This window comes from Amycolatopsis sp. cmx-11-12, assembly GCF_046269425.1.
Classification (GTDB): domain Bacteria; phylum Actinomycetota; class Actinomycetes; order Mycobacteriales; family Pseudonocardiaceae; genus Amycolatopsis.
Genome location: NZ_JADNQM010000028.1, coordinates 15,208 through 37,546, shown reverse-complemented (window position 1 = coordinate 37,546; position 22,339 = coordinate 15,208). Strand labels below are relative to the sequence as shown.

Genomic DNA, 22,339 nt, shown 5'->3' with positions numbered 1-22,339 from the left:
CGCGGGCGGCCCCGGCACGCCGGAGTCAGCCGGAGGTGTGGTCGAACTTCAGGTGCGAGGTGATCCGGTAGCGGTCGCCGCGGTAGATCGAGCGGGTGTACTCGATCACACGGCCGTCGGGGTCGCGAGTGGTGCGTTCGAACAGCAGCGCGGGGGAGTGCTGCGGGACGCCGAGCAGGCCGGATTCGTCGGGGTCGGTGACGGTCGGTTCGGTGATCTGCACGGCCGTCGACGGCAGGACTTCGTACCGCGTGCGAAGCAGTTCGTAGAACGATCCCGACTCGAAGTCGCCGCGCGTGATGTCCGGCACGATCTCACGCGGGACGAGGATCCGCTCGATCGCCATCGGCGCCTCTTCGACGATCCGCAGACGCGTGACGGCCACCAGCGGGCGGCTGGGGGAGACCTCGAGCCGTTTGCCGAGCCTCGCCCCAGCCGGCGTGATCTGGAAGTCGACGACCTTGCTCGTCCAGTGGCCCTCGGCGGGCGGGGCGAACTGATCGCCGCCGGTGGCTGGCAAGAGATCCTGGGAGATCTTGCGTGGCGCGGTGAACGTGCCGCGGCCGTGCTCGCGGACGACGAGACCGTCCCTCGCGAGTTCGTCGATCGCGGCTCGCAGCGTCGGGCGCGAGACACCGATCTGGGTGCTCAGCGCGCGTTCCGACGGCAGGACTTCGCCCGGTTGCCGCCGCTCGATGAGCTTGCGCAGCCGCTCCTTGACCTCTGTCCGCCGCATGACCACAGCCTACCCAGTGGTCGTCACGAATTGGCTGGTGGACAACTTGTCTAGACCTATTGACTTTACCACTTCCCGGCGGGAGCTTGAGAGAAGCTGACCACTGGTAAAGGAGAGTGCGATGTCGAACACTGTTTTGTCGAACACAGGAAAGTTCCGTTTCGCCGCCGTCGCCGCGCTGTCGGTCGCCGCTCTCGGGCTGGCACCGGGTACCGCGACCGGAGCGGCCGCTTGCGGGGCGTTGTTCGACGACTTCCACTACGCCTCGCACACCGACGGGCTCCTTTCGCAGCACGGCTGGCAGGTGCGCTCCGGTGGCGGCGGGCCCGGCGTCGCGGGCGCGCGATGGGCTCCGGAAGGCATCACGTTCCCGACGTCCGGCGGGGACAAGGTGTTGCAGCTGGCCTCGGCCACCGACGGCACGCCCGCCGGTACGACGCAGACCGAGATCATGCAGCCCGACCGGCGGTTCTTCGAAGGGACCTACGCCGCGCGGATCCGGTTCTCCGACGCGCCGGAGTCCGGCCCCGACGGCGACCGGATCAACCAGACGTTCTTCACGATCAGCCCGCTGCGCTACGACAACGACCCGATCTACAGCGAGCTGGACTTCTCGGAGTACCTGCCGAACGGCGGCTGGGGCGAGGCGGGGCCGGTCAACTTCCAGACCAGCTGGCACACCTACACGCCGGACCCCTGGTACGCCGAGAACAAGAGCAGCTCCCAGCGCCGCAGCATCGACGGCTGGCATTCCGTGGCCGCGACCGTGTCCGACGGCCATGTCCGGTACTACATCGACGGCGAGCTGGTCGCCGACCACGATCGCGGCGGCCCGTTCGACGTGTACCCGAGGCAGGACATGTCCTTGAACGTCAACCAGTGGTTCATCGACCTCACCCAGCACAGCGGTGGCACGAGCACCTACCTCGAACAGGTGGACTGGGTCTACTACGCGAAGAACGAGGTTCTGACACCGGCTGTGGCCGTCGAACGGGCCGCTTCGTACCGGTCTTCGGGTGTGCGGTTCACCGACGGTCTCGGGGGTTGTTAGATGTGAACGGGGTTCTGTGGGAACGAGGAGTGCGGTGGACGAGCGGGATCGGCTGACGGAACGGTTCGAGGAGCACCGGACGAGGCTGCGGGCGGTGGCGTACCGGATGCTGGGCTCGGCCAGTGAGGCCGAAGACGCCGTCCAGGACACCTGGCTGCGGCTCGACCGGACCGATGCCGCGGAGATCGAGAACCTCGGCGGCTGGCTGACCACGGTGGTGGCGCGGGTGTGCCTGAACGTGTTGCGCTCACGCGATCACCGCCGGGAAGAGCCGCTCGACGCCGCGTCGTCCGAGCCCGTCGACGTTACGGTCGACCCCGCCGCCGACGCCGTGCTCGCCGACTCGATCGGGCTGGCGATGCTGGTGGTCCTGGACACCCTTGCCCCGGCCGAACGACTCGCGTTCGTGCTGCACGACATGTTCGCGGTACCTTTCGACGAGATCGCCCCGCTGATCGACCGCACCCCGGCCGCCGCCCGGCAACTCGCGAGCCGCGCCCGCCGCCGCGTCCAGGGCCGCTCCGCCGCCACGGAACCAGACCTCGCGCGACGGCGCCAAGTCGTCGACGCCTACCTGGCCGCCGCCCGGGGCGGGGACTTCGAAGCGCTCCTCGAACTGCTCCACCCCGACGTCGTCCTCCGCGCGGACAAGGCGGCGGGCCCGTCGCGCACGCCGATCTTCCTGCAGGGCGCTTCCGTCGTGGCTCGCGGTGCCGCGGCCGCCTCGGTGCGGGCGCGGATCACGCAACTCGCGCTGGTGAACGGCGGCGTCGGTCTCGTGATGGCCGACGAGGGACGTCCCTCGGTGGTGCTCGCGTTCTCGTTCGTGGACGGGAAGATCACCGAGATCGACGTCATCGCGGACCGGGAACGGTTGCAGGGACTGGACTTGGTGATCTTGGAAGGCTGACCCCGGTTGCGGTTCGGTCGCGAACGTATACCGATGAACCCGTCACTCCGGTGAGGTGTTAACGGTTTCCGGCTATTTGCCGCCTCCTTGTCAAGGCTGTCGAAAACACGACAAGGAGGCGGCAATGCCCGAGGGGACGTTCGGAAATGTCCGGCGCCATGCTGTGAAGGAGTCACCGTCTTATCGGGACGCTTATCAGCGGGATCGGGACCGGGTCCTCTATTCTTCCGCGTTCCGGCGGCTCGCCGGTGTCGCACAGGTCGCCGCGGTCAATGAGCAACTTGTGCTGCACAACCGGCTCACGCACAGTCTCAAAGTCGCGCAGATGGGCCGAAGACTCGTGCAGCACCTGCGTTATCAATCCGGCGATCCGGGGCAGGGTTTTCCGGAGGGATCGGATTTGAACGAGGATGTCGTCGAGACGGGGGGACTCGTGCACGACATCGGGCATCCGCCGTTCGGTCACATCGCCGAGGAAGTGCTCGATGCCCGCCTGACCCAGGTCGCCGGGTTGGAAGGTTTCGAAGGGAACGCGCAGTCTTTCCGAGTGGTGACGAAACTCGCCCGCCGGAAGAAGGAACACAAGGGTCTCAATCTGACACGGGCGACGTTGAACGCGATCCTCAAGTATCCGCGCCTCAAGCCCTGCGACTCGTGCAAGACCACGGCCTTGTGGACTGACCGTGGCTACGGCGACAAGTGGGGGGCGTACCAGACCGAACGGGATGACTTCGAATGGGTTCGACAGGGCAGTCATGGTGAGTTGAGATCCGCGAACGCGATCATGATGGACTGGGCTGACGACATCAGCTACGCGACCCATGACCTCGAAGACTACTTCCGGGCGGGGTTGATCCCCTTGCGTGGCTTGCCGGTCGATCGGAAGCGCATAGTCAAGCACGGGATCCGCCGGTTGAAGAATAACAACGGATTCGACGAGTCCCGCTTCCGAAATGAACTCGAAATGATCATCGACGAGTTCGGTGACCGCCTTCAGTCGCAGTGCTGGGACACCCGCAGGAATCGTGTTCGGATGAACATGATCACCAGTGATCATCTAACCAGGTTCGTGCAGGCGGTCAGGATCATCGACGAAGCCCCTACGTGGAGATCGATCTGGAAAGTCAGTACCGGGTCGCGGCGCTGAAAGAGCTCACGTGGTTCTACGTGATCGACAGGCCGCCGCTGGCGATACAACAGGAAGGTCAGAAGAGGATCATCGGCTCACTCTTCGATCGATTGATCACGTGCCTGGAGAAGTCGCCGAACAGTCCGAAGATCCCCATTCAGCTTCGAGTGATCTATCGCGATATCGCAAATGGCGAAGCAGTGAAGGGAAGCTTTGAGAAGAACAAGGAGGCTCGGTGCGCTCGGGCGGTCACCGACTACATCTGCCTGCTCACCGAGGCGCAGGCCGTCGATCTCGGGCAGCGGCTGGCGGGTCGGTCGCAGAGTTCGATGTTCGGTACCTGGTTCAACTGAGTAAGCCTCCGGGCATGCCGAGGGGCCCGTCGCCGGTGTGGTGGCGGGCTCCTCGGGTTCAGCTGTGGATTGTGTTGCGCCTGGGCTTCTGTAGCGGGTCCAGGTATTGCGGCGGAACGAATTCCGGTCGGCCATCGGCCGCCATCCGGACTTGCCAGCCGGAAAGTCCGTGGATGACCAGGTGGTGGTAGCGGCAGAGCAGGCACAGATTGTGCAGGTCCGTGTCGCCGAGTTCGCCCCACGGCAAAATGTGATGGGCTTCGCAATGTTTGGGCCGCCGCCGACAACCGGGGAAGGCGCAGCCGTGATCCCGGAGGTTCAGTGCGCGGCGTTGCCCTGGAGTGACAGTCCGGGCCGCTCGACCGATATCCAAAGGCTCGCTTTCGGTGCCGAGTACGGCGGGGATGATTTTGGCGTCGCAGGCGAGCATGCGGGCGTGGCGGGCGGTGATCTGGGAGACCCCGTCCACGCAGGCGGCTCCGAGCCCGGTTCGCAATGAGTCCAGGGGAATGGTGACGACCACGGTGGTGCGGTCCCCGGACAAGGTCGGGGCCTTGTCGTTGGTCATGGCGTAGTGGATGGCGTCGAAGAGGGCGTCGCCGTGGCGTTCGGCGGGAGTGCGCGGATCCCGGTTGCCGTCGTCGTCGACGGGTCTTCGCTGTCCCCAGGTCTCGAACAACGCGTTCGCCCGTGCCCCGAACTCGGGGTCCAGCAGGCCATTGAGTCGCCACCAGCCGTCGTCACGTTTGCGGAGGAACACCTCGCGCGAGGGTGGTTTGAGGTCTTCGTCTTTGGGTTCGCTTCCGTCGGGGTCGAGGTGGGCCAGGAGATCGGCTCCGGCGTTGGTGATTTCCTGGGGCTCGGCGCGGCGGGCGAGGTCGACCAGGATCTGTTCCGCGCCGGAGCGATCCTCGGCCGAGATCTCGGCGGGGATCTTTTTCAGTGCTGCCAGGAGCGGGTCGAGTTGCTGGTGGCCGAGGTCGCCCTCGGCCGCGGCGGCACCCGCGATCGGTGCCGACGCGGGTGCGGGAGTGCCGTCGAGGTTGTGGCCGTCGTTCACCGCTTTCGCCCGCGCTACTGTCTTACGCGCTTCTTCGGGCGTGATGCGGGCGGTTTCGGCGTACCAGCCCGCGGTGGAACCGTGCCCGAACAACTCCATCGGGCCGCGCGACTCGATCTCCACCAGGAACTGCCCGATCTCCGCCAAAGCCTGCCGTGCCAACGACAACCGCTCGACCACACCGTGCGCGAGTTCTCGCGCACCGGCACGCCACAGCTCCTGTGGCGGTTCGAGGGTTCGTCTGCTGGACACCTCATCAGAATACCATCTGTCGAACATATATTCGACCAAGGAAACCTGTGTTCGAAGGCTGATTGAGCTTTCTGTTCGCAGGTTTCTATCGAAAGCCGGTGAAGGCCTCCTTCCCTACTCTCAAGGTAGTGAAAGAGTCTTTCGCTACCCGACACTGTGATCCCTGGTGACACTGGGACGGCCGCGACGCCCGACTCCCAGCCGACGTCCTGCGGTCAGTGTCCCCAATGCGGCATTGGGAACACTGAGCGTCTCCAATGTGGCATTGGGGGTAGTGGCTCTCGTGAGGCGCGAGGGTCGTGAGTGCGTCTGATCAAGCTCAGGCCACCTCAGCCCGCGGACCCGTCCCCAAATCACCCACCACCCCAGCCCCGAACCGGCCTAAGGTGATCCGGACGCCGCAGTCACCCCGGGAGGCACGCATGTCGTTGTTGGCCCAGCTGAGCACCGCGATCACCACGGGCACGATCGAGGTCGTCGACCTCACCGCCCCGTTGAGCGCGAGCACGCCGATCCTCCAGTTGCCGGAGCCGTTCGCGAACACGATCCCGTTCGGCCTGGAGGAGATCAGCCGGTACGACGAACGCGGGCCGCGCTGGTACTGGAACAACATCCACACCGGCGAGCACACCGGGACCCATCTCGACGTCCCGGTGCACTGGCTGTCGGGAAAGGACGGCCACGACGTCTCCGAGGTGCCGCTGCGGACGCTGGTCGCCCCGGCGGTGGTGCTCGACGCGTCGGCTCGTGCGGCCGAAGATCCGGACTTCCTGTTGTCCATCGACGACATCCGTGCGTGGGAGCGCGAGAACGGGCCGCTTCCCGATGGTGGCTGGCTGCTTTACCGCACGGGGTGGGACGCCCGGTCGCACGACCAGGAGGCCTTCCTCAACAACGACGAGAACGGTCCGCATTCGCCGGGCGTCTCGGCGGAGTGTGCCCGCTGGCTCGCGGAGGAGGCGCCGATCACCGGGTTCGGCGTGGAGACGGTGGGCACCGACGCGGGACAGGCGCTTGCCCTCGAACCGGCCTTTCCCTGTCACGAACTCCTTCTGGGCGCCGGAAAACACGGCTTGACCCAGCTGCGGAACCTGGCGAGCCTGCCGCCAACCGGATCCCTGCTGGTCGTCAGTCCGCTCCCGATCGTCGGCGGTTCCGGGAGTCCCGCCAGGGTCTACGCGCTGGTGGAGCGGGCATGAACGTCGCGGAGCTGGTCGGCCGCACCCTCGCGGAACTCGGGGTGGGAGCCGCGTTCGGGGTCGTGGGCAGCGGCAATTTCGTGGCCACCAACGGGTTGCGGGCGGGCGGAGTGCGGTTCGTCGCCGCGCGGCATGAGGGCGGCGCGGCGAGTATGGCCGACGCCTACGCGCGGATGAGCGGCCAGGTGTCGGTGCTGAGTCTCCACCAGGGTGTCGGGCTGACCAACGCGCTCACCGGGATCACCGAGGCGGCCAAGAGCCGGACGCCGATGATCGTCCTGACCGCCGACACCGCGGCGTCGTCGGTGCTGTCGAACTTCCGGATCGACCAGGACGCGCTCGGAACCGCTGTCGGCGCCGTGCCGGAGCGCGTCCACAGCGCGGCGACCGCGGTCGCCGACACCGTCCGTGCTTACCGGACGGCCTGGCAGCAACGCCGGACCGTCCTGCTCAGCCTTCCGCTCGACGTCCAAGCCCAGGAAGCGCCCGAAGCGGTCTCGTTACCGGAAATCGCCGGTCCGTCGCCGATCCGGCCGGACGCCGAGGCGGTCGCGAAGCTGGCCGATCTCCTCGCCGAGGCGCGGCGGCCGGTGTTCATCGCCGGTCGTGGTGCGCGGGCGAGCGCGGCGCCTCTGCGGGGACTCGCGGAGATCTCCGGCGCGCTGCTGGCGACTTCGGCGGTGGCACACGGTCTTTTCCACGACGATCCCTTCGCGGTCGGGATCGCCGGCGGCTTTTCGTCACCGCGGGCGGCGGACCTCATCGGTGACGCCGACCTCGTGATCGGCTGGGGCTGCGCGCTGAACATGTGGACCACCCGGCACGGCACGCTCCTCGGCCCGGACGCCCGCCTGGTCCAGGTCGACGTCGACCAGGCCGCGCTCGGCGCCCACCGGCCGATCGACCTCGGCGTCGTCGGTGACGTCACCAGCACCGCCGCCGACGTCCACGCGGAACTCGACAGGCGTGGTCACAGCGCCGGGAGACAGCGCATCTCCGCGGGAACACGGTGGAACGACGTCCCGTATAACGACCTATCCGGCGGCGGGAGGATCGACCCGCGCACACTCAGCCGCCGCCTCGACGAGATCCTGCCCGCCGAACGTGTGGTCTCGATCGACTCCGGCAACTTCATGGGCTACCCGAGCGCGTATCTGTCCGTCCCCGACGGGAACGGCTTCTGTTTCACCCAGGCGTTCCAATGCGTCGGACTCGGCCTGGGGACCGCGATCGGCGCGGCGCTCGCCAGGCCGGACAGGCTACCGGTGCTCGGCGTCGGTGACGGCGGCTTCCATATGGCCCTTTCCGAGCTGGAAACGGCCGTACGCCTGAAGATCCCGCTCGTCGTCATCGTCTACAACGACGCCGCGTACGGCGCCGAGATCCACCACTTCGGTGACGCGGACATGACCACGGTCCGGTTCCCTGACACCGACATCGCGGCGATCGGACGTGGTTTCGGCTGCGACGGTGTCACCGTGCGGTCGGCCGAGGACCTGGGCGCCGTCACGGAATGGCTCGGCGGACCACGGGACGCGCCGCTCGTCGTCGACGCCAAGATCGCCGACGACGGCGGCTCGTGGTGGCTCGCCGAAGCCTTCCGTCACTGAGTCCTAGACGCCCCAGTCCGGCCGCAACGGCATCCCCGAGTCCCCGTCCGGACCGACCTTCACCCCGAGCACCTGGTGCAGTTCGATCTCCCGCCGCTCGAACGCGAGGCGGCACGCGGCCATGTACAGCGCCCAGACCCGGCTCCGCCCGGCGCCGGCTTCGGCGACGGCCTCGTCCCAGTTCGCGTCGAGGTTGGCGCACCACGCACCGAGGGTGGTGGCGTAGTGCTCGCGGAGGTTCTCCGAGTGCCGCACCTCGAGCCCGCTGTCGTGCATCGCGGTGGCGATCTCGCCGACGGATTCCAGTTCGCCGTCGGGGAACACGTACCGGTCGATGAACCCGCGTGAACGGTGCGGGACGGAGGTGTCCGGGTTGGTGATGCAGTGGTTCAGGAGGCGGCCGTGCGGCTTCAGTTTCCCGGCGAGGAAACGGAAGTACGACGGCAGGTTCCGGGCGCCGATGTGTTCGGTGAGCCCGATCGACGACACCGCGTCGAAGTCCGTTTCGGTGACGTCGCGGTAGTCGAGGTGCCGCACCTCGGCCCGGTCGGCGAGCCCCTTGGTCACGATGTCCTTCTGCGCCCACTGCGCCTGCTCACGCGAGAGGGTGACGCCCAGCGCCTCGACGCCGTAGTGCGCGACGGCGTGTTCCACCATCCCGCCCCAGCCGCAGCCGACGTCCAGCAGCCGCATCCCCGGCTTGAGGTCGAGTTTCCGGCACACCAGGTCGAACTTGTGCGCCTGCGCCTCTTCCAGTGACGAATCGGCGGACGGATACGCGGCGCAGGTGTACGCCATCGACGGACCCAGCACCAGTTCGTAGAACCGGTTCGAGACGTCGTAGTGGTTCGCGATCGCGTTGCTGTCCCGCGCCTTCGAGTGCCGCAGCCCGTCGACGACACGCTTGAATCGGCTCGGCAGTTCTTCGGCGGGCGGCGCGACGCGGCGCAGATGCCTGGGGCCGAGCTCGCGCAGCAGCCACAAGCGATCCGCGGAGCTGAGCTGATCGACCTGTGCCACCAGCGCCCGCAGCGCCGAGTAGAGGTCACCGTCCACATCGAGTGCGCCTGCGACGTAGGCACGCGCGAGCCCGAGGTCTCCCGGTGAAGACATCAGGTAGGTCAGCGCTAGCGGTGACCGGACCTGGATCGACACCGGCGCGTCGGCGGGACCGCTCGTGCTGCCGTCGTAGGCGGTGATGGACACTTCGGTGCTCGGGCCGAGCAATCGCTCGAAGATCTTCCCGACGGTCGTCGTCTCACCCATGTTCTTCTCTCTTCTTCCCAGCCCGGTCACCGCCGCCGCACGCATTTCGCGTACAGGTCGAGTAGGCGGCCGTCCGGGTCGTAGGCCGTCTTCAGTTTTCGGTAGGCGTCACCGTTGTACAGCCGCCAGAACTCGTCTTCGGTATAGAAACTGTCCGAGTACAGTGATTTCCGCCCGCCGAGTCGCGTCACTTCGGCCTCGATCAGCCGATTGTGCGTATCCGGTTCTTCGCCGGGGTCCAGTGGGACCGCGGACCAGAACCCGAAGTTGACGTACAGCGTTTCGGGGTCCATTTCGTACAGTGGCGAGTTCACGCCACCCGGCCGCTGCTTGAGCGGGCAGACCCACACCGGGCTGATCGGGATCTCGCGGCGGAAGAAGTCCAGGAACTCCGCGGCCCGCGAAAGCGGCACCTCGATGTCCTGGACGACGGTCTCTTCCGGGGGAAGCCTGCGCAGCTTGAGGAGTTTCGCGGCCACCCCGAACCGGCGGTCGAGCGCCACCAGCTTCCAATAGACCGACGACCGCAGCAGCTTCCTGCCCAGCAGTAGCCGGGGGAGCCTGCTCTGGACGCCGAACGCGCGCGAACACCAGAACCAGTCCGTGTCCCAGCGCCACAGGTAGTCCCGGACGCTCAGATGGTCGGTCCCGCGTTCGCGGATCGACTTGTAGTAGATGTCGAGCCAAGTGTAGTCGCTGGTCGCGGGCGCGGAGGTGGTGAACGTGCCCAGCGTCAGGTACTGCTCGCCAGGACCGAAGACCGTTCCGTCGACGAAGTCGGCCGACCCGTCGCGGCAGGCCTCGCCGAGCGCCGCGAAGTACTCCTCGGCGTTGTCGTACCGGACGTGGTCGAGCCGCACGTACGGTTTGACCGGTTCCAGCTCGATCTTCAGCCGCAGCGCGTAGCCGAGCGTCCCGTACGAGTTCGGGAAGCCGTGGAACAGGTCGCTGTGCTCGTTGTCCGGCCGGGCGAGGACGATCCGGCCGTCGCCGGTGAGCAACTCCATCTCCAGCACCGACTCGTGCACCAGGCCGTTGCGGAACGACGACGACTCGATGCCGAGGCCGGTGACCGCGCCGCCGAGCGTGATCGTCTTGAGCTGCGGCACGACCAGCGGCATCAGCCCGTGCCGCAGGGTCGCGTCCACCAGTTGCTCGTAGGTGACCATGCCTTCGACGTCGGCCGTGCGCGCCAGCGGATCGACGTCGAGCACGTGCGTGAAACCCGAGACATCCAGGCCGGGTGTGCTCGTCGCTGTCCGCGCCCGGAACAGGTTCGATGTCCGTTTCGCCAGCCGGATCGTGCCGTGGAGGCCCGCCAGTTGAGCCCGGAGCGCTTCCGCCCGCGCTTCGTGCTCGGCGAATCGGACAAGTCGCGCCGTCGCTCGGGTTCCGCCGTCGCCGTTAATCATTCCTGATCGCCATCAGTTCATCGTGCCCCACGGAACCGCCTGGCGCAGCCCTTATTCCTACCGGAGTCCTGGCAGCGGGACGGCGTTCGCCATCGCGGTGAAGCCCTTGTCGCCGGGATGGAGGTGATCGCCGGAGTCGTACTCGGGTTTGATCCGCTGCGGATCGGCGGGATCGCGGATCGCCGCGTCGAAGTCGATGTAGCCGTCGAACAGCCTGCTGGTGCGGATGAACCGGTTGACCGCCTGCCGGGTCTCCTCCAGCTGAGGCGTGTACGAACCCCAGCCCTTCCACGGGGTGATCGTCGCGCCGAGCACCCGCAGGCCGCGGTCGTGCGCCCTCGTCGCGATCTGCTTCAGCGCCGAGATGATCTTGTTCGGATCTGCCTGATGCGGTGTCTGCTGGATGTCGTTGATGCCCTCGAACACGATCGCCGTCCGCGCGCCGGATTGGCTCAGCACGTCCCGGTCGAGCCGTGCCAGCGCGTTGACGCCGTAGTTGCCGCCGTCGAGCAGGAGCCGGTTCCCGCTGATCCCGGCGTTGAGCACGCCCATTCGCGTGCTGATCTTGTCGGCGAGCTGGTCGGGCCAGCGCAGGTTGGCGCCCCAGGTCGAGACGGCGCCGTCAGTGATCGAGTCGCCGATCGCGACGACGCTGCCTCGCAGCCCCGGGCCCCGGACGTCCACTCCGGACACGTAGTGCCACACCGTGGTCTTCTCGGGGAACGCCGCCGCGGACTCGTCGGCGGCTTTGTCGCCGTCGCGGGTGAAGTACGAGTTCTGCATCGTGAGCGGGTGGTAGGTGACCGGCCCGGAAGGCGTCGGGGTGTAGGTGGTCACCAGGAGGTCGCCGTCCCTCGGCACGGTCAGCGCCGCGCCGTCGCTGAGGACGTCGGCGCCCGGCGGCACGGTGATCTCGCGGTCGCCGCCGAAGGTCAGCGTGCGCATCGTGCCGGGGACCGCCTGCGCGGTGTCCGGACCGGCGGCGACCGCGACGGTCACCCGGCCGAACAGCACCGGCGTCCGGCCGAAGGCGTTGGACAGCCGAACGCGTACCTCGTGCCCGCCGGCGCTGGTGTGCACGATGTTGCGGATCGAGAAGTTCGGGTAGCCGTTGTCGGTCCCGGCGACCCCGGCCGCGGGCGCCGCCGCCCAGGTCCCCACCCACTCGCTCTTGGCGACGCTCTCCACTTGAGTCGATGGAGCGGCCGCCGCGGCTCCCGGTACGACGCCCAGCAGCAGGACTCCCGCGATGGCGAGATGCTTCACGCGCATGTCGGTTTCGCCTCCACCCAGTCGGCTCCACCCATCGTCAATGAATCACCGACAACCGGTCAACGCCCTGGACAGGACAGGTTTCTGTCGGAGGGTCCGGTTAGCCTGAACGCCATGAAGCCTGCCGCTCTCGCGAAGCTCTGCCTCGGCCTCCCCGGCGCCCGGGAGGAGTTCCCGTTCGGCGAGGACAACAGTGTGTTCAAGGTCTCGGGCAAGATGTTCGCGCTCAGTCCGCTCAAGGCGAAGCCGCTGCGGATCAGCCTCAAATGCGAGCCCGACCTGGCGGTCCGGTTGCGCGCCGAGCATCCGGCGATCATCCCCGGCTACCACCTGAACAAGCAGCACTGGAACACCGTCGAGCTGGACGGTTCGCTGACCGACGACTTCGTCCGGGAGATGATCGAGGACTCCTACGACCTCGTCGTCGCGAGCCTGCCGAAACGGGAGCGGGAGAAGCTGAAGTGGGTCGGGCTCAGCCAGGAGTGAGCGCCCGCGTTTCATCCGGATTTCATCGGCCCGTGCTCGCCCCGCCTCCTACCGTGGGCGGAGACGGGTGCCGCCCGCCGCACGATGACGCGCCTCCTGGCACTTCCTAGGCTGATGCCCGTGCTGGAGATCTTGGTGGATCGGTTCCGGGCACGGGTGCAGGTCAGTCTCACCCGGGCCGGACTGACCCTGCCCTGGTGGGGGGCGTTGTGCGCGAGCGCGGTGAGCTTCGTGTTCACAGCGGTCGCGCTGGTGCAACGGGACGCTTTGCTGCCGCCGGAGCCGATCGCGCTGGCCGGGCTGCTCGTGATCGCGCCGTCGGTGGTCTGGACGATCACCGCCTGGATCATGCCGTGGGTGCGGATGACCGCGCTGATCGTCGCGGCCTCGATCCTGCTCCTCGAGCCGGTACTCCCGGATTTCGCGCCGTTGCTGCTGCTGGTCGCGGCCACCGAAGCGGGCAGTGTCCTGCGGACGACGACGGGGATCGCCATCGTCACCGTCGCGAGTGAGCTGGTCCTGGTCGTGGCGGGGATCTGGGGCGGGCTGGTCGGCGGGCCGGTGTACATGGTCTCGATCCTGCTCGGCCTCAGCGGCGGGCTCATGGTCCGCTGGTACACCCGCGTGCTGGACGCCGAACGAGTCAACCGCGACGCTTCCCGGGACAAGGCGCTGCTGGCCGAACGCCAGCGGATCGCGCGTGAGGTACACGACGTCGTCGGCCACTCGCTCAGCATCACGCTGCTGCACCTGACCGGGGCCCGGCGCGCGTTGCAGCAGGACCGCGACGTCGACGAGGCGATCGAAGCGCTCACCGAAGCCGAGCAGGTGGGGCGCGCCGCGATGGCCGACATCCGCCGCACGGTCGGCCTGCTCGCCGACACCCCGTCGGGCAGCACCCCGCTGCCGGGCGTGGAGGACATCGCGACGCTGGTGGAACGCACCCGGGTCGCCGGACTGGCCGTGCGCTATACACAGGAAGGCGACCTCGGCCGGGTAGGCGCCTCGGAAGGATTGGGTCTCTACCGGATCGTGCAGGAATCACTTGTCAACGTCGTCAAGCACGCCCCCGGCGCGACCGCGGAGGTCCGGCTGAACGCCGGCCGGTCGGGCGCGAAGCTCATCGTCAGCAACACCCTCCCCGCGACCGTCCGGCGCTCGTCCGAGGACGGATCGGGACTGGCGGGAATGGCCGTCCGCGCGGCCCAGCTCGGCGCGGACCTCAGCGCCGGGCCCAGCGGAAAGCAGTGGATCGTGGAAGTCACCGTGCCGGGAGCCAAGCCGTGACCGCCGCCGAGGAGATCCGGGTGCTGCTGGTCGACGACCAGGAGCTGGCCAGGTCCGGGCTGCGGCGCATCCTGCGGCGTCGCGACGGGTTCGTCATCGCGGGGGAATGCGGCGACGGCTCGGAAGTGCCCGCGGCGCTGGCCGCGAACGAGGTCGACGTCATCGTGATGGACCTGCGGATGAAGAACGTCGGCGGGGTCGAGGCGACCAGCAGGCTGCGGCGCTCCGGTGGTCATCCGCCGGTGCTCGCGCTGACCACTTTCGACGACGACAGCCTGCTGGCCGACGCGCTGCGGGCGGGTGCCGCGGGCTACGTCCTCAAGGATTCCCCCGCCGAAGACCTGATCCGCGCCGTGCGCGCGGTCGCCGCGGGCGACGCCTGGCTCGACCCCGGGGTCACCGGCCGCGTCCTCGCCGCGTATCGGCAGGCCGCCGGGAACGGCAGCGGCGGGCGTTCCCCCGAACTGCTGACACCGCGGGAACAGGACGTCCTCCGGGCGATCGGCCGCGGGCTGACCAACGCGGAGATCGCCGCCGCACTCGTGATTTCGGAGGTGACCGTGAAAAGCCACATCGGACGGATCTTCACGAAGCTCCAGTTGCGGGACCGGGCGGCGGCGATCGTCTACGCGTTCGATCACGGGATCGTGGTGCCGGGCTAGTCATGGGAAACGAAGGGGGGATCATGCCGGACTCGCGACTTCGCTTCGAGGTACTCGGCCCGTTGCGGGCCTGGCAGGGGGAGACACGACTGGACCTCGGTCCGGTCCGGCAGCAGGCCGTGCTGGCCGCGCTGTTGCTGCGCCCGGACGTGACCGTCAGCCACTACGAACTCACCGACGGCCTCTGGGAACGGCCACCGGAGTCGAATGTGCTGCCGGTGTACGTCCGGCGGCTGCGGCAGTGCCTGGACACGTCCGGGCAGAAGCCGAAGGACTCGGTGATCGTGTCCGACCGGGGCGGTTACCGCTTCGCCAGCGGTGGGGTGCGGCTGGACGTGGTGCGGCTGGAGGAGGTCGCGGTCGTCGCGGCCGCCGCCGAGGAGGCAGGGGACCTCATCACCGCGGTGGACACCTTCGCCGACGCGCTCCGGCTGTTCCACGGTGAGCCGCTGACGGGGCTTCCCGGCGCGTTCGTCCAGGGCGAGCGGCGACGGCTGGAAGAGCGCAAACTCCTGCTGCTGCGCCGGAAACTGCGGGTACAGCTGAAACTCGGCCGGTTCGACGAGGTGATCGGCGAGCTGTCGGCGCTGGTGTCCGCCGACCCGCCGAGCGAGCCGCTGGCCGCGCTGCTGATGCGCGCGCTCTACGGCGGTGGGCGGCAGGCGGAGGCGCTGGAGGTGTTCACCGACGTCCGCGAGCGGCTGGTGGAGCAACTCGGTGTCGAGCCGGGCGAGGAACTGCGGCAGGTGCAGGAAGCGGTGCTGCGCGGGGACGACGCGTTGCTCGGCGTCACCCAGCGCCGGGAGGCGCCGCGCCGGGTCCGCAACGAACTGCCCGCCACGAACGGCGAACTCGTCGGCCGGGACCGGGAACTCGCGCTGCTCATCGAGGACGGTGATCCGGAGGCGGTCTCGGTCGACGCCGTCGACGGCGTTCCCGGCGCCGGGAAGACCACTCTCGCGGTGCGCGCGGCCCACCGGCTCCGTGAGTCCTATTCGGACGGTGCGTTGTTCGTGGATCTGCACGGGTACACCGAAGGCCGCGAGCCGGTGGCACCGGAACGCGCGTTGCGGCGGTTGCTGCGAGCGGTCGGCGTCGAAGACGTTGCCATGCCGGACGATCTCGACGAACTGTCCGCGTCGTGGCGGGCGGCGACCGCGCACCTGAAGTTGCTGCTGGTGCTCGACAACGCCGAGTCCGCCGGGCAGGTGCGGCCGCTGCTGCCGTCCGGACCGGGTAGCCGCGTGCTGGTGACCAGCCGTCGCCGTCTGTCCGGTTTGGACGCCGACCGCCGCGTTTCCCTTGGCGCGCTGGGCCTCGAAGCCGCGGAACGGCTGCTCGGCCGCATCGTGGGGGCACCGAGGGCCGAGGGCGAGCGGTTCGCCGTCCGCGCGCTGGCCGGGTTGTGCGGGCGCTTGCCGCTCGCGCTGCGGATCGCGGGTGCCCGGTTGCAGAACCGTCCGATGTGGACGTTCAAGGATCTGGTGGACCGGATGTCGGACGATGAGCGGCGGCTCGGCGAACTGACCGCCGAGGACCGCAGCGTCGAGGTGGCGTTGCGCCTTTCGTACGAACAGCTGCGGCCTGCAGAGCAACGCGCGTTCGCCGCGCTCGGCCTGTCCCCGACGCCCGAATTCGACCGGCTCTCCCTCGCCGCGCTGCTGGACTGCTCGCCCGCCGAGGCCGAGCGTCAGCTGGAAAGCCTCGTCGACGCGAGCCTCGTGCAGGAACCGGCGAGCGGCCGCTATCGGCTGCACGACCTGGTGGCGGTCTACGCGCGACGGCTGGCCGGGGAGATGCCCGGCGACGTCGTCGAGTCGGCGCGGAAACGGGTGTACGGGCTGTATCTCGGCGCCGCTCGCCGGGCGAGCGAATGGGGCGTCGCGCGGTTCCCGCTGGAGTCCGGCGGACCGTTCACCGGGCAACGAGACGCTTCCGCCTGGCTGGACGCCGTCGGCGACCTGCCGGAAGTGGTCACCCAAGCAGCCGAGGCCGGGCTTGACGACGTCGCGTGCTCGATCGCCGAGGGGCTGGTCGACTATCTTGCGCGCCAGCAGCGTTACCACGAATCCCGGGCGGCGCTGCAAATCGCGTTGCCTCTGGCGGAACGGGTCGATGACGAACGCTTGGTCTCGTCGCTGCGGTTCTGCCTCGGCTACGCCTACGCCATGCAGGGACAGCTGGACCGGGCGCGCGGCTGGTTCGACGACGCGCTGCGAGCGGGCCAGGCCTCCGGCGACCGCGGAGTGGAGGCGCGGGCTCTTGGCGGGCTGGCCATGGCGGATCTGATCGCCGGTCACCACGATCTCGCCATCCCCGGGACGCGGCAGGTGATGATCATGGCGGAAGAGGTGGGGGACAGCTGGCTCGCCGAACGGGCGTTGTCCGCGCTCGGCTTTCTCGCCTACCTGGACGGCGAGCACGAGGAGGCGCTCGTCCACCTCGGCCGCGCCCGCGATCTGAGTGAGGAGATCGGCAGCCCTGGGATGCTGGCGAGGGTGCTGTGTCACAGCGGCACCGTCCGGCTCGAAATCGGCAGGTTCGCCGAAGCCGCGCTGGACCTCCGGCGGTCCGTCGAACTCGCCGAGGAGACCACGGACGGCCTGCTGACCGCGACCAGCCTCGCCCGGCTCGGCGCGGCGGAACTGGAACTGGGGAATCTCGACGCGGCCTTCGAACTCCAGCGGCGGGCACTGACGGCGGTCACCGAGGAGACCGTCGTCGGAATGGAGTCCGAGATCCGCAACCGGCTCGGCCGCACCCATCTCGCCGCCGGTGACCCGGTGGCCGCGAGGGAACACTTCGAATGGGTGCTCACCACCATCGGACCCGACGGCGATTCCCAGCAGCGCGCCCTCGCGCTCGAAGGTCTGGACCTCACCAGACAGTCGGTACACCGGCGTTGACGATCGTGAAGCGGTGTCCCTGCATGCTGGCCCGCCAGCGCGCGAAGTAGGCGTCACCCGCGTCGGTCAGGTGAATCCCGGCACGGACCTCGTGGACGGCGCACGCCCAGTCCGCGGCGTCGCACAGCACGAGTTCCCGCGGTGCCCCGCGGTTGCGGAGTACGGACGAGCACAGGGCGCCGCGCCTGCTGACATTGCCGTCGTCCAGGCAACGTCGCAGGTCGTCGACGGCCTGGCCGGCGGTCTCGAACAGCGTCCACCGGTATCGGGGCGACGGGCGGCCGTCGGCCCACGGCGTGGAGAACGCCGCCCAGCTCCAGCCAGGGCCGACGACCCCGTCCCGTTCCCCGGGACTCGGCCGGTCGTCCCGGGGCAGCACCATGTTGTACGGGGTCCGGCTCGCCGGGCTCATGCACGTCTCCTCGTGGACCACCGGTCCGCCGATGCGGATCCGTGCCCGGAACCGTAGGGCGACGCCATGAAATCCGGATGAAACGCTTGCGGTGCTTTGAATGGGCCCTTCGGGCGTCCGCGCGGGTTCCGGAGCATCACGGCTTGACGGCCGGACTGGGCCTCCGCCATTATGAACACGTGTTCATGAACATGCGTTCATGATGGAGGAGGTTCTGGCATGTCCGGCATCGTCAACACCGCTCAGGCGGAAGCGTGGAACGGCTACGAGGGACGGCACTGGGCGGCGCACGACGAGCGCTACGACGCCGTGAACGGCGGATTCAACGAATTCCTGTTCGACGCGGCGGAAATCGGCGAACGTGACCGGGTGCTGGACATCGGCTGCGGGAACGGCCAGGTCACCCGGCTCGCCGCCGGCCGTGCCCCGCTCGGGGGCGCGACCGGGATCGACCTGTCCGCGCCGATGCTCACCACGGCGCGGGCCCGCGCGGAGGCCGAGGGCGTCGCGAACGTGACGTTCGAGCAGGGTGACGTCCAGGTCTTCCCGTTCGAGGAAGGCGCTTTCGACGTCGCGCTCAGCCGGTTCGCGGTGATGTTCTTCGCCGATCCGGTCGCCGCTTTCGCCAATGTGCACCGCGCGCTGCGGCCGGGTGCCAGGCTTGCGTTCCTGTGCATGACCGAACTCGCCGGAACCGATCTCGGTGCCGTTTTCGGCGCGCTGGCACCGTTTCTGCCGACGCCCACCGGTGCGGACGGAACCGGGCCGACCTCGTTCGCCGATCCGGCCCGGGTTCGCTCGGTGCTGACGGACGCCGGATTCCGCGACGTCACCTGCACGCGCGTCGAGGCCGATCAGGTCTGGGGGAGTGACGTGCCCGACGCGGCCGGATTCATCGCGGACTGGGGGCCGGTCAAGTACCATCTCGGCCAGGTCGACGAGGGAACGGCGGACGCGGCCCGGGAAGCGCTTTCGACCGCCCTTCAGCCGTTCGAAAACGCTGACGATGTCCGGCTGCGTGGCACTGCGTGGCTGGTCACGGCGTCCGCACTACGCTGAGCCCGGATGTCACCGAGAAAAGCGGCGGTTCTGCGCCACACCGAAGACGGCCGGAGCCTGCGCGAGCACCTGATCGCCACGGCCGCGAACCTGATTTCCGCCAACGGCACCGCGGAACTCACGGTGCGGGCCATCGCGCGCGAGGCCGGGGTCGCCGACGGCGTGCTGTACAACCATTTCGCCGACAAGGAAGAGTTGCTGGCCAACGCCTTGGCGGCGCACGTGCGGGGAGTCGAAGACCAACTCGGCGAGCTGCCCGTGCCCGGTTCGGGTACGGTGCGGGACAATCTCCTCACACAGCTGGCCTACGGTTTGGCTCTGCACAAGGAGATCCTGCCCGCGTTCGCCGGGCTGCTCGCCCGTCCCGCCGTGCTCGCGCGGTTCGGGGAGCTGGCCGAGGACGGCGAGACCTGGCGGGATCGCCTCGCCGGATACCTTCGCGCGGAAAGGGATCTCGGCAGGCTGAGCGGCGATGTCGAGGCGGCGACGGCGATGCTGGTCGGCGTCTGTCACGAAACCGTGCTGTCCGGCCTGTTCCCGCACGGTCCGAAAGTGGTCACCTCACCGGACGCGGATGCCGTGGTCACAGCGTTGCTGGAAGGCATCGCGGCCCGCTGAACCGGTGTCGTGTTCGCCACGGGTTGATCGGCGGACGTTCTGGGTAACCCGATTGTGCGACTTCAGCAGCGAGGCCGCGTGACGGGAAGGGTGGCTCCATGATCAGTATCGCGGAGCATCCGGTGCCGGGAACCTGGGTGCTTGACCTGCGAGCCACGACGCCACGTGCGTTGCCGGACATGCGTGCCTGGGTGGTCAGATGCCTTCCCGACCTCGGGGAAGGCCATCGTGACGACGTCCTGCTGGCGGCGACGGAACTCGTCGCCAACGCCTACGTGCACGGCGGCGGTGCACGCCACATCCAGCTGTGGCGTGGCGTTTCGCCGTGCGCGGTCCGCATCGAGGTCGCGGACGTCAGCGTCGAACAACCCCGGGCACGCCTTTCCCAGATCGAGGATCCGCGCGGACGCGGACTGCTCGTCGTCGACGGGGTGGCGGTGCAGTGGGGTGTCCGGCGTGAGCCGGTGCGCGGCGGGAAGATCGTCTGGGCGCACATCCGCTGCGACGGCGGCTGCCCGATCGCCGTCCGCGTCCCGCGTGACCGGCGGCACTGAACTCCCGCGATCTCGCCGGGGATCGGTGAGCCCCGGCGAGATCGAGTTCACCGTCGTCGCGCCGTAAGGACGCCGAGGGCGGCGATGGCGGCGAAGCCGAACAGCAGCCACCTCGCCGACGTGACGACCGACGGTGCGCCCAGGTTGACCAGGAGCCCGGCGACCGCCGCGCCGAAGGCGGTCGACATCGTCAGGATCGTGGCGATCGCGGCGGCGGCCTTCCCTCCCTCGCCGTCCGGGGCGGAGGTCATCGCCGCCACGGACAGATGCGGCATCGCGATGCCGATTCCCGTGCCACCGAAGAAGAGCACGGGCAGCCAAAGGAGAACGACGAGCAGCGGCGGTTGTTCGCTCTGCAACAGACCCAGCAGGGCGAATCCGGCGGCGAGGCAGACGGGCCCGGCGATCAGGAGCCGCCGGATCGTCTCCGGCCGATGGGCCGAGGCGCTGAACAGTTGGCTCACCGACCAGCCCAAGGACAGCGCGGCGGCGAAGAATCCGGCCGCCGCGGGCGGGAGGCCGCCCAATTGCTGGCCGAACAACGGCAGGAACGTCTCGACGGCGACGCCGGACGCCAGGACCATGATGCTCAGGTAGATCCACCGCAACCGCGAACCAGGCTGATACACCGAGCGGGGGAGCACACTCGCCGTCGCGCGCTTCTCCGTCAAGAGGAACGCGGCCACGAGCGCGAGACCCAGCGCGATGAACGCCGCCATCGCGGCGACCCCGGTCAGGATCCCGGCCACGCTCACCGCGCCCGCCGCGCCGACTACCAAGGCCAGTGAGGCGACCGGTACCGGCGCCGCCTGCGTCGGCTGTTCATCGCCGGGGAGCGCCCTCGGGACGAATACCGCCAGCACGGCGGCCGCCACGGCCAGCACGACGAACGCGGACCGCCATGAGCCGAACTGTGCCGAGAATCCGCCGAGCGCCGGGCCCGCGAAGTTGCCGACCCCGAACATCGCGGAGATCAAGGCGCTCCCTCGGCTCCACAGCCGAGGCGGCAGGGCCGAGTGGATCAGGGCGAAGCCGAGACCGGTCAGCAGACCGGCGCCGAGTCCCTGGATCCCGCGGCCGAGCAGGAGCACCGGCATCGACGGGCTCACCGCGCAAACGACCGAGCCCGCGGCGAAGACGCTGAAGCCGATCAGGTAGGAAACCTTGTCCCCGCACCGGGAAAGGGCCCGGCCCACGAGCATGGTCGCGACGACCTGTGCGACCAGGAACGCCGTCATGGTCCAGGCGTACAGGGCCCGCCCGCCGATCTCCCGCACCGCTGTCGGCAGCAGGCTCGCCGCCACGTAGATGGTGATCGCGCCGACGAGCACGCCACCCGCCAACACCGCCGCGGTACTCGTGTGGCGGCCCAGTTCCCGCCACGTTCCGATGTCTTGCTCGACGCTCACGCGTTTCTCCTCGCTGTCGAAAGGATTGCGCTTCGCATCCTGTCGGCGCGGGGAGCCCCGGTAATCGGACAAATCAGACGTGAATCACGTCACATTTTCGTGCGGCCCTCGATGGCGGTGCGGGCCGCCTCTGTCGACTTCCGGACGACGATTTCCTTGGAATAGCCCTGTTTCGTGAAGACGCCGTCGAGATAGAACGTGCCGTAGCCGTGTGCCTGGGTGAACAGTTGCTCCATCAGTTCGAGCCCGTCCTGCGGGCGGTCGGCGACGGTCAGGCAGAGCATGACGAACTGGTCGGTCAGTCGGCGGGTCTGCTCGTGCAGGGTCGAGTGCTCCGGGCCCTGGAGGCCGTCGGCGTAGATGATGTTCATCCCGGCGCGGCGTTCGATCAGGTACTCCGTGTACGCGCCGGCGGCCGCGGCGAGTGCCGAGACCGGGTCGCTCTCCGCCTCGACGGCGTCGTGCACCCGGTCCGCCAGCCGGCAGGCCACGGTGGCGGCGATGGCCGCCATCAGGCTCTCCTTGTCCGCGAAGTGCCGGTAGGGCGCGCCAGGGCTGACCTTCGCCCGGCGGGCGACCTCGGCGACGGAGAACGCGGCGAGTCCCCGTTCGGCGATCAGGTCGAGCGAGACTCGCACGAGTTCGGCGCGGAGGTCGCCGTGGTGGTACTTGCCGCCCATGTCGTGGATCACACCG

Annotated in this window: 21 protein-coding genes; 13 read left to right on the top strand and 8 right to left on the bottom strand. The window is 68.7% G+C overall.

The window, feature by feature from the left end:
- Window positions 1–25 precede the first annotated feature (25 nt).
- Window positions 26–736, bottom strand: coding sequence for a GntR family transcriptional regulator (locus tag ACLARN_RS31135; protein WP_409495041.1), 711 nt, complete (start codon window positions 734–736; stop codon window positions 26–28).
- A 121-nt stretch (window positions 737–857) separates the two neighbouring features.
- On the opposite strand from ACLARN_RS31135, the gene ACLARN_RS31130 reads away from it, so the two are divergent.
- The 4 genes from ACLARN_RS31130 to ACLARN_RS31115 all read left to right on the top strand — a co-directional run bounded on the left by ACLARN_RS31130 (window position 858) and on the right by ACLARN_RS31115 (window position 4,179).
- Entirely contained in the window at window positions 858–1,787 is a 930-nt protein-coding gene (locus tag ACLARN_RS31130; RefSeq protein ID WP_409495040.1) for a glycoside hydrolase family 16 protein, read from the top strand.
- Window positions 1,788–1,821: 34 nt separating this feature from the next.
- A complete protein-coding gene (locus tag ACLARN_RS31125) occupies window positions 1,822–2,697 on the top strand; it encodes a sigma-70 family RNA polymerase sigma factor (RefSeq protein WP_409495039.1) in 876 nt (291 codons plus the stop codon).
- 124 nt (window positions 2,698–2,821) lie between these two features.
- Window positions 2,822–3,844 carry a deoxyguanosinetriphosphate triphosphohydrolase family protein gene (locus tag ACLARN_RS31120; protein WP_409495038.1) on the top strand — a complete coding sequence of 341 codons (1,023 nt, stop codon included), beginning with the start codon at window positions 2,822–2,824 and terminating at the stop codon, window positions 3,842–3,844.
- On the top strand, window positions 3,802–4,179 hold the full coding sequence (locus tag ACLARN_RS31115) for a hypothetical protein (RefSeq protein WP_409495037.1): 378 nt from the start codon (window positions 3,802–3,804) through the stop codon (window positions 4,177–4,179). Before ACLARN_RS31120 ends, ACLARN_RS31115 begins: the two co-directional genes overlap by 43 nt.
- 58 nt (window positions 4,180–4,237) lie before the next feature.
- Here the strand turns inward: ACLARN_RS31115 and ACLARN_RS31110 are convergent, their stop codons facing one another.
- On the bottom strand, window positions 4,238–5,491 hold the full coding sequence (locus ACLARN_RS31110; protein WP_409495036.1) for a DUF222 domain-containing protein: 1,254 nt from the start codon (window positions 5,489–5,491) through the stop codon (window positions 4,238–4,240).
- Window positions 5,492–5,913: 422 nt separating this feature from the next.
- Here ACLARN_RS31110 and ACLARN_RS31105 point away from each other — a divergent pair, with 422 nt between their 5' ends.
- Together ACLARN_RS31105 and ACLARN_RS31100 are read left to right on the top strand one after the other, a co-directional pair.
- Window positions 5,914–6,690: a cyclase family protein gene (locus tag ACLARN_RS31105; protein WP_409495035.1), complete on the top strand. Its 777-nt coding sequence runs from the start codon at window positions 5,914–5,916 to the stop codon at window positions 6,688–6,690.
- Window positions 6,687–8,300, top strand: coding sequence for a thiamine pyrophosphate-binding protein (locus ACLARN_RS31100; RefSeq protein WP_409495034.1), 1,614 nt, complete (start codon window positions 6,687–6,689; stop codon window positions 8,298–8,300). Before ACLARN_RS31105 ends, ACLARN_RS31100 begins: the two co-directional genes overlap by 4 nt.
- A gap of 3 nt (window positions 8,301–8,303) precedes the next feature.
- Here the strand turns inward: ACLARN_RS31100 and ACLARN_RS31095 are convergent, their stop codons facing one another.
- From ACLARN_RS31095 to ACLARN_RS31085, 3 genes are read right to left on the bottom strand one after another with little or no spacing between them, the layout of a single operon-like run.
- The gene (locus tag ACLARN_RS31095; protein WP_409495033.1) at window positions 8,304–9,566 is read right to left on the bottom strand and encodes a class I SAM-dependent methyltransferase; all 1,263 of its coding nucleotides are present in this window, start codon (window positions 9,564–9,566) and stop codon (window positions 8,304–8,306) included.
- 26 nt (window positions 9,567–9,592) lie between these two features.
- Window positions 9,593–10,978, bottom strand: coding sequence for an FAD-binding oxidoreductase (locus ACLARN_RS31090; RefSeq protein WP_409495032.1), 1,386 nt, complete (start codon window positions 10,976–10,978; stop codon window positions 9,593–9,595).
- Between the two features lie 57 nt (window positions 10,979–11,035).
- The gene (locus ACLARN_RS31085; protein ID WP_409495031.1) at window positions 11,036–12,250 is read right to left on the bottom strand and encodes an SGNH/GDSL hydrolase family protein; all 1,215 of its coding nucleotides are present in this window, start codon (window positions 12,248–12,250) and stop codon (window positions 11,036–11,038) included.
- Window positions 12,251–12,364: 114 nt separating this feature from the next.
- On the opposite strand from ACLARN_RS31085, the gene ACLARN_RS31080 reads away from it, so the two are divergent.
- The 4 genes from ACLARN_RS31080 to ACLARN_RS31065 all read left to right on the top strand — a co-directional run bounded on the left by ACLARN_RS31080 (window position 12,365) and on the right by ACLARN_RS31065 (window position 17,591).
- Entirely contained in the window at window positions 12,365–12,736 is a 372-nt protein-coding gene (locus ACLARN_RS31080; RefSeq protein ID WP_409495030.1) for an MmcQ/YjbR family DNA-binding protein, read from the top strand.
- 120 nt (window positions 12,737–12,856) lie between these two features.
- Window positions 12,857–14,023 (top strand): sensor histidine kinase, encoded by a 1,167-nt coding sequence (locus ACLARN_RS31075; protein WP_409495029.1) that lies wholly within the window; start codon window positions 12,857–12,859, stop codon window positions 14,021–14,023.
- Window positions 14,020–14,685, top strand: coding sequence for a response regulator (locus ACLARN_RS31070; RefSeq protein WP_409495028.1), 666 nt, complete (start codon window positions 14,020–14,022; stop codon window positions 14,683–14,685). The genes ACLARN_RS31075 and ACLARN_RS31070 overlap by 4 nt, the downstream gene beginning before the upstream one ends.
- Before the next feature lie 23 nt (window positions 14,686–14,708).
- On the top strand, window positions 14,709–17,591 hold the full coding sequence (locus ACLARN_RS31065) for an AfsR/SARP family transcriptional regulator (protein ID WP_409495027.1): 2,883 nt from the start codon (window positions 14,709–14,711) through the stop codon (window positions 17,589–17,591).
- Here ACLARN_RS31065 and ACLARN_RS31060 read toward each other — a convergent pair.
- Window positions 17,563–18,003 carry a hypothetical protein gene (locus ACLARN_RS31060; protein WP_409495026.1) on the bottom strand — a complete coding sequence of 147 codons (441 nt, stop codon included), beginning with the start codon at window positions 18,001–18,003 and terminating at the stop codon, window positions 17,563–17,565. The genes ACLARN_RS31065 and ACLARN_RS31060 overlap by 29 nt on opposite strands.
- Before the next feature lie 219 nt (window positions 18,004–18,222).
- Here ACLARN_RS31060 and ACLARN_RS31055 point away from each other — a divergent pair, with 219 nt between their 5' ends.
- The 3 genes from ACLARN_RS31055 to ACLARN_RS31045 all read left to right on the top strand — a co-directional run bounded on the left by ACLARN_RS31055 (window position 18,223) and on the right by ACLARN_RS31045 (window position 20,234).
- Entirely contained in the window at window positions 18,223–19,062 is an 840-nt protein-coding gene (locus tag ACLARN_RS31055) for a class I SAM-dependent methyltransferase (RefSeq protein WP_409495025.1), read from the top strand.
- 6 nt (window positions 19,063–19,068) lie between these two features.
- Entirely contained in the window at window positions 19,069–19,680 is a 612-nt protein-coding gene (locus ACLARN_RS31050; RefSeq protein ID WP_409495024.1) for a TetR/AcrR family transcriptional regulator, read from the top strand.
- 98 nt (window positions 19,681–19,778) lie between these two features.
- On the top strand, window positions 19,779–20,234 hold the full coding sequence (locus ACLARN_RS31045) for an ATP-binding protein (protein ID WP_409495023.1): 456 nt from the start codon (window positions 19,779–19,781) through the stop codon (window positions 20,232–20,234).
- 47 nt (window positions 20,235–20,281) lie between these two features.
- Here the strand turns inward: ACLARN_RS31045 and ACLARN_RS31040 are convergent, their stop codons facing one another.
- Both ACLARN_RS31040 and ACLARN_RS31035 read right to left on the bottom strand, forming a co-directional pair.
- Complete coding sequence (locus tag ACLARN_RS31040; protein WP_409495022.1) at window positions 20,282–21,643, bottom strand: MFS transporter; 1,362 nt, start codon at window positions 21,641–21,643, stop codon at window positions 20,282–20,284.
- Window positions 21,644–21,732: 89 nt separating this feature from the next.
- The gene (locus ACLARN_RS31035; RefSeq protein ID WP_409495021.1) at window positions 21,733–22,335 is read right to left on the bottom strand and encodes a TetR/AcrR family transcriptional regulator; all 603 of its coding nucleotides are present in this window, start codon (window positions 22,333–22,335) and stop codon (window positions 21,733–21,735) included.
- Between the last annotated feature and the right edge of the window lie 4 nt (window positions 22,336–22,339).